Below are 10810 nucleotides of genomic sequence, written 5' to 3'. Positions count from 1 at the left end.
TGATGCATCGTTTTTCCATTTGCAAGCACTCGATCAAATTGCATAATCGATGGGTGAATCATGGTTGCACCCGCTTCCTTAAATGCCTCAACAAATGTACGAATAGCCATTTCTGGATCTTCCCACATGTAATTTGGTATATCTGCTTTATGAGCAGAGAATCGGATCAATGTTCGTTCTGAACCGATTGCGTCGATAACTGCTTTAATTACTTCCTTCATGAACGTTAATCTTTGAGCAAGGTCACCACCATATTCGTCTGTACGATGATTGGTTATATCTGAATTAAATTGGTCAATTAAGTATCCGTGGGCACCGTGAATTTCCACACCGTCAAAACCTGCTGCTATTGCATTTTTCGCAGCCTGCGCATATTGATTGATTACTTCATTAATATCTTTAATTGTCATTTCTTCAGGAACATCATATGGCTTCCGGAAACGAGAGACAAGGCCTTCAGCTGGAATAGCAGATGGTGCTTGAGGAGGCAGATTTCCAGCAAGCTCGTGATGAGATAAACGACCAACATGCCATATTTGAGCGATCATTGTTCCTCCCTCTTTATGCACAGCATCCGTTACTTTTTTCCATCCCTTAATTTGTTCGTCTGAATAAATGCCTGGAATTCCAGGATAGCCTTTTCCACGAGGACTAATGACGGTTCCTTCTGAAATGATTAAACCAACTCCATCGGCAGCACGTTTTCGGTAATATTCAACAATATCCTCTCCTACTACGCCCGTCTGATCATCTGCAAAGGATCTTGTTAACGGTGCCATTGCGATACGAGAGCGTAAATCCCAAGCTCCGATTTTTATCGGTTCAAACAATTTACTTTCTAAACCATTTTTTAAATTTCCCCAAGAATTTGTTTCTTTGCTAATTTGACTCATACATTTTCCTCCATTCATTTCGATTATTCGATATTTCTATAAATACTGAAATTGAAATTAAAATTATTCCGCTTTAACATTAAAGTAAAGCGGGAGCGTATTGTGCAAGGACTTCTCGTTGTAAACTGTAATATCTGAAGGTTCCCTCTCTGCGAACTGCTAATAATCCGCAATCGAGTAAAGGTTTTAAATGATGCGTCAATGTTGAATTGGCAGGGACTTTTAATTGATCTGCCATTTCCAGGCAAGCTAACTCTGACTGCCCTGCAAGTAATTTTACGATTTGTAAACGAGTCGATTCACCTAGTGCCTTATAGACTTTTACTGCAATATCATCATTCACCGCTAAAAACCTCCTTTCAGCAATTCTTATTTCAGTATTTCTAGAAATATTGTATTTAATCAGAGATGCTTTGTCAAGAGATTGCTTTTCCATTTTTTAATTCTAAGGTTGTTTTCTTATTTTAAGAATGTGATTTTGATTTCCACTTCATGATGCCTAAATAAAAGGAATAATAATAAATGTTGTCAATTGTAATGTAAGAACCCATAAAAAAGGTTTAAAATCCTTGGTAAATATAGAGAAAGCACCCAAAAACGGAACCCTTTATGAATTCCAACAGCCTTCTTTTTAATAGGTCTCGTATATAATTTTTCCTGTCTGAGAAGTATCATAATCTCCTAAAGAGTTAACTTCTGACTGAAATTGATGGGAGGATAAAATTCCCTTTACGGTATTTATTAGTCGTTCAGATTCGGGAGTCTTTAGAATAACCAAGTCATACTTTTCTGTTATTAATGGAACAAAATCGATTCCAACAATTTTTGCAGCCTTTTCAATTCCGACTCCTACATCAGCTATTCCAGTAGAGACAGCTGATGCCACACTTAAATGATTGCTCTCTTCGTGCTCATACCCCTTAATGTTCCTAGAAGGAATCTCGTTGATTCGAAGTTTTTCATCAAGAAGAATCCGCGCTCCAGATCCTTTCTCTCTATTTATGATTTTCACATCAGCTTGGTTCAAATCAGTCCAAGTGGTGATATTTAAAGGATTTCCTTTTTTTACGTACAAACCTGCTTTTCTAGAAAGAAGGTTAATTAATATAAAAGGAAAGCCCACTAAAATTTTTTTTATGTATGGTAGATTATACTCGCCTGTATCCCCATCAAATAGATGCAAGCTAACAATGTCACCTTCTCCGTTATACATAGAGATAAGGCTGTTTAAACTTCCTGTAAAGGATCTTAATGGCTTATAGGGTGAATTTTTCTCGATGTGTTTACCTAGAATATCTAAAACCAGGTCTTGTCCACTAATGACAATGTTATGTGAATCCATGGTTTTATTCCTGTGAAGATCGACACCAGGGGATTGAAATGTAGGATTCTGATTGGTTTTATGATTATTAATATAGATTTCCAAGTCCATTGCATCTATTCTCATCTGTCTTCCTACACGGAATACAGGTAATTCCCCTTTTTTAACAAGGTCATAAAGGGTTAATTTTGAGACTTTCAAAAGCTGTGAAACCTCTTCAATCGTATAGGAAAGCTCCTTTGACATTTGCATCCCTCCATTCTTTATTTTAACTTACTGCCTGTTAAAAAGTATATTCCTAATAAAAATAATGAAAAAGTGATTTTTTTCATATCTATAATCGTTATAACTAATTATAATTAGTTATATTTAGTTATATTTAGAATGAGAGGAAGAGGACGAATGAAAAAACGATATCTTTTATTTTTCACAATGATGTTATTACTAGTCGTGTCAGGTTGTGCAACCAATGAACAAACTAAAAAGCAAGAGGAGCAAAAACAAGAAGTTTCTGATAAGAAAGTGGAATTGACAATTTCAGCTGCAGCAAGCTTACAAAATTCCTTAAATGACATTAAAGCAACTTTTGAAAAGGAACACCCTAATGTAATCGTAAACTATAATTTTGGTGCTTCCGGAGCACTGCAGCAACAAATTTCTCAGGGAGCACCTGTCGATCTTTTCTTCTCTGCCGCTGAGGACAAATTTGATAAATTGGTGCAGGACGGACTAATCGAAAAGACTAAAGGAACAGATTTAGTTGGAAATGAACTGGTGTTAGTGGTTCCAAACGATTCCAATAAAGGGATTAAAGCATTTGAAGACCTTACCAAAACAAATAAAATTTCCATTGGTACCCCAGAGGCTGTACCAGCTGGCCAATATGCTAAGGAGACATTAGAAAAATTAAATGTCTGGAAAGCCGTTGAAGGGAAAGTAGTCTATGCTAAGGATGTTCGCCAAGTGCTTACATATGTTGAGACAAACAATGTTGATGCGGGAATCGTTTACAAAACAGATGCAATGATTTCTAATAAGGTTAAGATTGTAGCAACCGCAGAGGAAAATACTCATGGACCTATTATTTATCCTTTGGGTGTGATTAAGAACAGTACCCATCCTAAAGAAGCCCAACTATTCTACGATTATCTTCAAAATGAAAAATCTATGAAGACTTTAGAAAAGTATGGATTTAAAGGATTAAAATAATATTCAATGACAACTGACTTTTGGTCACCAGTCAGATTATCTATTGAGATAGCCTCTGTCTCAGGAGTATGGGTATTAATCCTAGGGTTATTGTTCGGAAAAGTTATGTCTAATACGAAATTCAAAGGAAAAGTCTTTCTTGAAACGGTTTTCCTTTTACCATTAGTATTGCCACCTTCAGTCGTGGGGTTCTTGCTAATTGTTTTATTTGGCAGGAGTAGTCCAGTAGGAAGATTGATAGAATGGACTTTTCATCAACCTGTTATGTTTACGTGGTGGGCAGCTGTGATTGCCTCTACCATTGTGGCTTTTCCTCTTATGTATCAATCGGCTAAGACAGGATTTGAAGCTATTGATGAGGATATTGAGAATGCGGCTCGTGTTGACGGGGCTAATGAATTCAAATTATTTATGAGTATTTCCATTCCTCTAGGAATGAAAGCAATCATTTCCGGTGCCATATTAAGCTTCGCAAGAGCATTAGGCGAGTTTGGTGCCACTCTAATGTTCGCTGGTAATATCCCTGGGAAAACCCAAACCATTCCAACCGCAATATATGTTGCCATTGATTCAGGCAATTTAGAATTGGCTTGGTTATGGGTAATGAGTATGATTGGTATTTCTTTTTTAATGTTAATATGTGTTCATCTCATTAAATCCTGATGAGCGAAAAGAGAACTAATCAAATGTTTGATTAGTTCTCCCCCCTTTTAACTACTTTTGAAATTCGGAAACTTTATTCCCTTTGGCAAATGGCCAAGTAAACACTTTCTGGCCCACACCGCTGCCACCGAATTTAAAGACGATAACCCCGCCGACGATGACCAGTACTCCAATCAATTGATTGATAGTAAACGGTACTTTATTAAGTCCTAGCCAGCCTAATGAATCCCCCAGTAACGCTATCAGCAATTGTGAGGTCAGTGCGATCGCAATGGCATAGGTTGGTCCAAGGCGTTTGATCCCTTGCACGAGACACACCCCCACACCAACACCAATCATACCGCTAAACCAGTACCACGGCTTCATATTTTCCAAGTGGAATAACTGTCCTCCTTCAAAAAGAAGTCCGAATGTCAGTGAAGCGATAAATCCCATCCCTAATACTAAAGTTGTCGTTGCCCATGACCCTGCCCGTTCATTGACTTTACTGTTAAATATATTTTGCAAACCAACCAGCGAGCCGGCAATGATGGCAAACAATAATCCTATAATCATCCGATTTCTCTCCCCATTATTGATATACCAACGTTATTCGTAAATATTATCCCCAGCGAGGTCCTTTAATCCATTTCTGTCCTTAACGAAAATGGAACCTCGATTGCGTTCAATCAGTCCCTCTTCACAAAATTGGGTGATGACCCGATTTAAATGACGATAACTTGTTCCGATTAAATTGGCGGCATCCTTGATACTGATACTTAGTTGGTCTTTATAATGTGTATCCGATTCATCAACGGAAACCGACAATAGATAACTAGCCAAGCGTACTTCCACAGGATACATAATATTGAAGGTCATCGAATTGTTTTTAAGCTGAAACTTCTTCGTGATAATATCCAATAAAAATTGCAGGAACGGTGCATGATTACTTCCATATTTCTTCAACCAGCGATGGTGAATACCAATCATACAAACCGGGGATACCGCCTCAACCGTATTGATGATTTCAATGCCGCGGACATACTCAATATCGCCGATCACTTCAAGCGGCTTCTTAAAAGAAAGAATGAGTGTTTTTCCTTCTGGCGAACTGATATAGATTTTCACTTTTCCCTTAACAAGGACATACAAATACTCTGATGTTTCCCCTTGGGAACAAATCAGTTCACCTTGGTCAAACCTGTGCAGCGACAAATGCGGAATCAATGGTTCATGAAATATCGATTCTAATTGATAGGTTTGGATATAAGCGTGCAATTGCTCCAGATCGTTTCGTTCTTTCACTCGGGTTCACCTCCATTTTCACCTGCAACAGTTTGGAATCACTTGGCGATTATGACCTTAGGATTACCACACCTACTATCATCATCCCTATGCCAATAAACTGCGGCAGTCTCATTTTCTGCTTTTCAAGGCCGAACCATCCGTTACTATCTATAATAAACGTTAATGTTAGCTGTGCAATCAGGATCGCCGATATACTAAGGGTTACACCGATTTCCTCAATCGAACGGACATTGCTGAAGATGACAATCGCTGCAAACGCGCCTCCAAATAAATATAATGGTTTCACTTGTTTAAAGCCGTGCCATTTACCATCTCGAACAAACATTAAGATGATGAAAGCCAGTATGAACCCCGTCAACTGAGTAATTGTGGCTGCTTGCCATGTGCCAATATCTTGACTAATTCGTGTATTCGCAATTCCTTGCAGGGTAATAAATGCCCCGCCTAAAAACGCAAAGATAATCCCCTTCATATTCTTCTCCCCTCATTTCGATTTCTCTCTTTATTAAAAGATATCTCCAAGCAGTTTGAATAGGACATATGTCCTCAACTCAAAAATTGTATGAACCTGCCGCATAGTTACTCTTTTAATTGAGACGATATGAAATGGAGGTGATGGCAATTTTGCGAGATGATGGCAAGGATTTACCCAATAAAATCCAATATAGTATTTGGGATACCCGGACGGAAGAAAATCTCCAAACGATGAAAGAGGAATTTGCTGAGGCGTTCGAACAAACTGATGTAAAATCAAAGTCAACAAATCAGAAGAAGCAGCCGTAATTGGTTGCTTTTTTAATTACAAAAAAACTAGGCAACCTCGGCTCAGAGTGACGAATTGAGCAAAAGTTGCCTAAAAAACTAATCCTATTCAATTGTCAGCCAGGTTTGTGACCATTTTTCAATTTCTTCAACGATTGGCTTTAACGCGAGTCCCTTATCTGTAAGGGAATACTCAATACGGACAGGCGTTTCCGGAAACACCTCACGTTTCACAATCCCTTGACTTTCTAAATCTTTCAGTCGCTCTGAAAGGACCCTTCCGCTTATCCCCATAGAAGCTTCCAAGCTGCAGAAACGCTTTGGGCCTGTTAGCAGCTGATAAATAACCAATCCTGTCCAGCGCTGGCTCATTATTCCCATCGCTTTTTCAAATCGAGGACACATGACTGACTCATCCATTGATCTTCCCCCCTCATAGCCTGTTGCATTTAACAATATAATTAACTTGCTAAACAAATTTAATTGACATATTTTAGTTTTAAAAATATAATTACTTACATAAAGTAACTAACTAACGAATAATCATTAACTATAAATATTTTACTTTAATCAATAACGATTCGTCAATACATCATAGACAGTTAATAAGGTGGTTATTAAATATGAACCTTGAGGCCGATGTTTGCATTGTAGGTGCAGGTCCCGGCGGCGCTTTACTTGGATATTTGCTTGCGATGAAAGGCATCTCAACTATTGTTCTCGAACGACACACTGGGATTGACAAGGAATTCCGAGGTGAACATCTCAACCAGGACGGAGAACGAGTGTTAAAAAAATATGGACTATATGAACAGGTGGAAGATACTGGACTGTTATTAATGGAACGGGTGGAATATTGGCAGCACGGAAAGGTAATAAAGACGGTTACACCTGGTGCCGGTGAAGAGCATGTCGGCATTCATGTCCCACAAAAAAATTTGTTAAGTGTGTTGATTCGAGCATCTGAACCTTATCAGAATTTCAAGCTGATGATGGGGACAAAGATAACAGAGTTAATGTTTAATGATACGGGTTGTGTAACTGGTTTAAAAGCAATGAATGGAGCACAAGAAGTGACGATAAACAGCAAAATTGTTGTTGGTGCCGATGGACGCTTCTCGACTGTACGAAAACTGGCAGAGATGCCTTATACAACGATAACACATGGATATGATTTACTTTGGGCAAAAATTCATAGGCCAGCAGGCTGGGAGCCAACCATTAAAAATGCATTGGTAAATGGAGATCAGTTAGCTTTATTTACCCAGGCTGGCGGTTTCATTCAAATCGGCTGGAATATTAAAGAAAATTCGTATCCATCTTTGAAGAAGCAATCATGTGCACCGTTTATTGAACAAGTGAGTGAGGCATTCCCAGAGTTAGTCGAAACCATCCGTACACAGATTCAAACATGGGACGATTTTATTTTATTAAAAGTACAAAGCTCTCATAGTCGAACATGGGTGAGGGACGGATTGGTGATTATGGGCGATGCAGCACACACGATGAGTCCAACTGGTGCATTTGGAATCAATTGCGCCCTCTTAGATGCAGATGTATTAGCTGAAGTTCTGAGCGAAGCACTCGACAAACAGAATCTAAGTAAGGCACAATTAAAAAGATTCGAACAAGCACGACGTGATCATACTGAAAAACTGCAGCATCAGCAATGGGTGAAAGAGACGACCTATCAAGACAATTTTGCTGTTCCTGTCCTTTCTTAAGAGAGATCAGAGTCGGAATAAATCTATGAAAATATGGAATTGGGGGAATTCATAGTGGAACAAATAGAATTAAAAGCAGATGCTCTCTCTTTTTTAGAGGATAAAATAAAACTAATAAAAAACGGTGATGAAGCGATTTACCTAGTGGGACCAATTAAGCTACCAGTTAATTTATACGGAGAAACGGTTGAATTTAAATGGTATAGCTGGCTAAAGAGCGAAAATGTATCAGAAGATTTCCAGCAAATCATTGATCAGTTATCTTCCGCAAATTTAGCTGAATATCAACAGTCGAGTGTTCTTGTTTATGGGGATTTTGAATATGGTGAGGATGCATTAATCAGAATGCATTCGATTTGTCATACTGGAGATATTTTTGGAAGCAAGCGCTGTGATTGCGGCTTTCAACTCAAACAATCGATGAAAATGATTGTCGAACATGGAGCAGGAGCGTTATTTTATTTAGCCAATCATGAAGGCCGAGGAATTGGCTTATTTAGCAAGGCAATGGCCTATCTTCTGCAAGAAAATGGATACGATACAGTGGAGGCTAATGAAGGTCTTGGTTTTTCAGATGATTCAAGGAATTACGATGATGCTATCGAAGTTCTTAAAGCGCTAAGAACAAAACCTGTCACCCTTATCACCAACAATCCGAAAAAACTTAAAGCCCTAAAAGCTGCTGGTGCACCGGTTTCTGGACGAACTCCTCTTTGGGGCGATATCTCCGAGTATAATGAAAAATACTTACAGACGAAAGTAAAAAAATCCGGACATATGGCATAACAAGCACCTGTTTGATAGTAGAAGGTGACTAGCCACCGTTCGCTCCGATGTTCGTTATTGACATTTCGTGTCATTTAATTTAAAGTAACAGAGTCAAATTAAATACCAAAATTCATTTATTTGTTGTGGACTTTTTTAGAGATATCTCTATTTTCGCCACACAGTTCTCATGCGAGAGCTGTGTGGCTTTTTTGTTGTCTAAAAACAGAACCTAGGGGCAAAACGCGATTTTTTTTACTTGGATTCACTATTGAAAGGGGAAGAAAAAATGAAAACTTGGCACTATGCACTAATTGTTTTTTTAGGCGGATGCTGTTACGGAGTTTTATCAACCTTTGTAAAGCTAGCTTACTCGGCTGGTTTTACCGTGAAAGAGGTAACAGGAAGTCAATTCCTACTTGGGACCTTGCTTATTTGGATCGTGGCACTTTTTTCAAAGAAGAAAAAACTTACACTGCCGAACATTAGTAAATTACTATTATCAGGAATTCCCGTTGGATTAACGGGTGTGTTTTATTATCAGTCCCTGCAAACCCTTGATGCTTCACTTGCCATCATCTTTTTATTTCAATTTGTATGGATTGGCACATTTATTGAGTGGATGGTTTATAAAAAGATACCAAGCACCGGAAAAATGGTTTCGATTGGTATACTGATTATCGGCTCTATTCTTGCAGCCGGCATTATTACAGAAGGCGGCGTAGAATTATCCTGGCAGGGGACTGTTTGGGGACTGCTTTCAGCTGTAACCTATACCGCTCTCATCTTTCTCAGCAGCTCCGTGGGAAAAGATACACCACCTGTACAGAAAAGTGCCCTCATGTCCACTGGCGGGCTGATCACGGTTTTATTGGTTTTTCAGCCAACGAATTTGCTCCATTTACCAGTAATAACGGGAGTAGCACCATATGGATTGTTCCTCGGGTTACTTGGCGTAGCCTTGCCACCGCTCTTATTTTCAATTGGAATGAAGCATGTCGGCCCAGGACTTGGAACCATCTTGACTGCCTCTGAACTTCCGATTGCTGTGATCTTATCCTCATTGGTCCTAGCTGAGAACGTAAGCTTGTCACAATGGTTCGGAGTGGTCCTCATTTTAGGCGGAATTGTGGCAGCGAATGTTAAAAAACCTGCTACGAAAATGAAGTCTGTTTCTTTGGAAAGTAAATCGGTATTTTAAGATTAGCAAGGGGGAGCACCCTTGGGTGTCGCCCCTTTTTTAGTGATAGGATGGTCTTTTTAAAGAGCATTTACTTGCTTCTTCCTGTAAACTTGGGGCGTAGAAACTTAACTTCTTTATAAAGTAACAGGTTTCGGGAAAATGATGCTCTAAAAATCGTAAAGTGGTTTTATTCATCAATTTATTTTCTTTATATTTAATCACCATATTGTAGACAAAATTGTTCATCTCCAGGGTTGTTTTTCCCACCTCATAAGCAAATTCGGTTTGACGAGCAAAGCCTGGCTCTTTAAACCGCAAATAGCCTTTCATGTGGTGATTTTGAACGATAAATACTTGAAATTTACCAATATACAGATCCGCTTGATTACTGACCATTATTTCAATTGGATCAATGATATTTTTAAAAAGAACGGCATGTCCCAGCTGGTCCTCTAGCCATAAATCCATAAGATTTTCTAAAGGAAGAGGTAAAGGCTCTTTTCCAGAGACCAAAAAACTTAAAAATCTCAGATATTCTTGATTTTCCGCTAATGTTCCGTTTAGGTAGGTTGGCGATAAATTTAAATTCACCTTATTATCTATTCTAAGCGCCTGCAGCTTCCCTTCAAATTCAAAATATCCTTTCGCTGCCTGCCATGCTCTCTTGGAAAAATAAATCATTGAGTCATTTGTATAAGTAACCGAACGAGGAATAGTGCTTAATGTCGCAATTAACTCCCCAAATAAATTGATATACTGTTGGGATGTGTTGACATATTCACCTTCACTTACAGAAAGATGATCTCGTACAAAATAGGCATGATCTTGTAATATTTCTAGCCAAAATAACTGTTCCTCCCATAACGAAATCACATTGCTGTTCAAAATGATCTCTCCCCCTTTATTCCCTTATATATATATTAAAAAGAGAGTTATGAAAGAATAAATTAATTCCTAATTTCTCTAAGTCCTATAAAATTAAACCAAAAAAGTGCTTGCATGG

The 10810-nt window shown here is 38.5% G+C and carries 14 protein-coding genes; 6 read left to right on the top strand and 8 right to left on the bottom strand.

Annotated elements, in window-relative coordinates; all coding sequences use genetic code 11:
* From V7137_RS12935 to V7137_RS12925, 3 genes are all read right to left on the bottom strand, one after another.
* Window positions 1-893: alkene reductase (locus tag V7137_RS12935; RefSeq protein ID WP_335698469.1), on the bottom strand; the 893-nt coding region annotated here is incomplete at its 3' end.
* Window positions 894-972: 79 nt separating this feature from the next.
* Window positions 973-1236, bottom strand: a complete 264-nt coding sequence (locus V7137_RS12930) for an ArsR/SmtB family transcription factor (RefSeq protein WP_335698468.1) — start codon at window positions 1234-1236, stop codon at window positions 973-975.
* A 288-nt stretch (window positions 1237-1524) separates the two neighbouring features.
* Complete coding sequence (locus V7137_RS12925) at window positions 1525-2460, bottom strand: helix-turn-helix transcriptional regulator (RefSeq protein ID WP_335698467.1); 936 nt, start codon at window positions 2458-2460, stop codon at window positions 1525-1527.
* 156 nt (window positions 2461-2616) lie between these two features.
* Between V7137_RS12925 and modA the strand changes: the two genes are divergently transcribed.
* Together modA and modB are read left to right on the top strand one after the other, a co-directional pair.
* The gene (gene modA / locus V7137_RS12920; protein ID WP_335698466.1) at window positions 2617-3423 is read left to right on the top strand and encodes a molybdate ABC transporter substrate-binding protein; all 807 of its coding nucleotides are present in this window, start codon (window positions 2617-2619) and stop codon (window positions 3421-3423) included.
* 6 nt (window positions 3424-3429) lie between these two features.
* Window positions 3430-4086, top strand: a complete 657-nt coding sequence (gene modB / locus V7137_RS12915; protein WP_335698465.1) for a molybdate ABC transporter permease subunit — start codon at window positions 3430-3432, stop codon at window positions 4084-4086.
* 51 nt (window positions 4087-4137) lie between these two features.
* Here modB and V7137_RS12910 read toward each other — a convergent pair whose 3' ends face one another.
* Genes V7137_RS12910 through V7137_RS12900 form a run of 3 tightly spaced genes read right to left on the bottom strand, consistent with a single transcriptional unit; the run spans window position 4138 to window position 5845 of the window.
* Window positions 4138-4641, bottom strand: coding sequence for a DMT family transporter (locus V7137_RS12910; RefSeq protein WP_335698464.1), 504 nt, complete (start codon window positions 4639-4641; stop codon window positions 4138-4140).
* Window positions 4642-4674: 33 nt separating this feature from the next.
* Window positions 4675-5370, bottom strand: a complete 696-nt coding sequence (locus V7137_RS12905) for a Crp/Fnr family transcriptional regulator (RefSeq protein WP_335698463.1) — start codon at window positions 5368-5370, stop codon at window positions 4675-4677.
* A 49-nt stretch (window positions 5371-5419) separates the two neighbouring features.
* Window positions 5420-5845: a DMT family transporter gene (locus V7137_RS12900; protein ID WP_335698462.1), complete on the bottom strand. Its 426-nt coding sequence runs from the start codon at window positions 5843-5845 to the stop codon at window positions 5420-5422.
* A gap of 143 nt (window positions 5846-5988) precedes the next feature.
* On the opposite strand from V7137_RS12900, the gene V7137_RS12895 reads away from it, so the two are divergent.
* Window positions 5989-6156, top strand: a complete 168-nt coding sequence (locus tag V7137_RS12895) for a hypothetical protein (protein WP_335698461.1) — start codon at window positions 5989-5991, stop codon at window positions 6154-6156.
* Between the two features lie 84 nt (window positions 6157-6240).
* On the opposite strand, the gene V7137_RS12890 is transcribed toward V7137_RS12895, so the two are convergent.
* The gene (locus tag V7137_RS12890; RefSeq protein ID WP_335698460.1) at window positions 6241-6555 is read right to left on the bottom strand and encodes a winged helix-turn-helix transcriptional regulator; all 315 of its coding nucleotides are present in this window, start codon (window positions 6553-6555) and stop codon (window positions 6241-6243) included.
* Window positions 6556-6758: 203 nt separating this feature from the next.
* On the opposite strand from V7137_RS12890, the gene V7137_RS12885 reads away from it, so the two are divergent.
* The 3 genes from V7137_RS12885 to V7137_RS12875 all read left to right on the top strand — a co-directional run bounded on the left by V7137_RS12885 (window position 6759) and on the right by V7137_RS12875 (window position 9825).
* Window positions 6759-7859, top strand: a complete 1101-nt coding sequence (locus tag V7137_RS12885; protein WP_335698459.1) for an FAD-dependent monooxygenase — start codon at window positions 6759-6761, stop codon at window positions 7857-7859.
* A gap of 63 nt (window positions 7860-7922) precedes the next feature.
* The gene (locus V7137_RS12880; RefSeq protein ID WP_420490122.1) at window positions 7923-8645 is read left to right on the top strand and encodes a GTP cyclohydrolase II; all 723 of its coding nucleotides are present in this window, start codon (window positions 7923-7925) and stop codon (window positions 8643-8645) included.
* Between the two features lie 268 nt (window positions 8646-8913).
* Window positions 8914-9825: an EamA family transporter gene (locus tag V7137_RS12875; protein ID WP_335698457.1), complete on the top strand. Its 912-nt coding sequence runs from the start codon at window positions 8914-8916 to the stop codon at window positions 9823-9825.
* Window positions 9826-9864: 39 nt separating this feature from the next.
* Here V7137_RS12875 and V7137_RS12870 read toward each other — a convergent pair whose 3' ends face one another.
* Entirely contained in the window at window positions 9865-10692 is an 828-nt protein-coding gene (locus V7137_RS12870; protein WP_335698456.1) for a DUF2935 domain-containing protein, read from the bottom strand.
* Window positions 10693-10810 lie beyond the last annotated feature (118 nt).

It is taken from the genome of Neobacillus drentensis (assembly GCF_036962765.1).
GTDB classification, from domain to species: domain Bacteria; phylum Bacillota; class Bacilli; order Bacillales; family Cytobacillaceae; genus Neobacillus; species Neobacillus drentensis_C.
Note: the sequence above shows the minus strand (reverse complement) of the source record. Positions and strands in the feature narration are given on the sequence as shown.

Excerpts from the sequence above, each read along its gene's own strand:
- V7137_RS12925 (WP_335698467.1), bottom strand. The coding sequence starts at position 2,460 with ATGTCAAAGGAGCTTTCCTATACGATTGAAGAGGTTTCACAGCTTTTG.
- modA (WP_335698466.1), top strand. The coding sequence starts at position 2,617 with ATGAAAAAACGATATCTTTTATTTTTCACAATGATGTTATTACTAGTC.
- modB (WP_335698465.1), top strand. The coding sequence starts at position 3,430 with ATGACAACTGACTTTTGGTCACCAGTCAGATTATCTATTGAGATAGCC.
- V7137_RS12910 (WP_335698464.1), bottom strand. The coding sequence starts at position 4,641 with ATGATTATAGGATTATTGTTTGCCATCATTGCCGGCTCGCTGGTTGGT.
- V7137_RS12900 (WP_335698462.1), bottom strand. The coding sequence starts at position 5,845 with ATGAAGGGGATTATCTTTGCGTTTTTAGGCGGGGCATTTATTACCCTG.
- V7137_RS12895 (WP_335698461.1), top strand. The coding sequence starts at position 5,989 with ATGGCAATTTTGCGAGATGATGGCAAGGATTTACCCAATAAAATCCAA.
- V7137_RS12890 (WP_335698460.1), bottom strand. The coding sequence starts at position 6,555 with ATGGATGAGTCAGTCATGTGTCCTCGATTTGAAAAAGCGATGGGAATA.
- V7137_RS12885 (WP_335698459.1), top strand. The coding sequence starts at position 6,759 with ATGAACCTTGAGGCCGATGTTTGCATTGTAGGTGCAGGTCCCGGCGGC.
- V7137_RS12875 (WP_335698457.1), top strand. The coding sequence starts at position 8,914 with ATGAAAACTTGGCACTATGCACTAATTGTTTTTTTAGGCGGATGCTGT.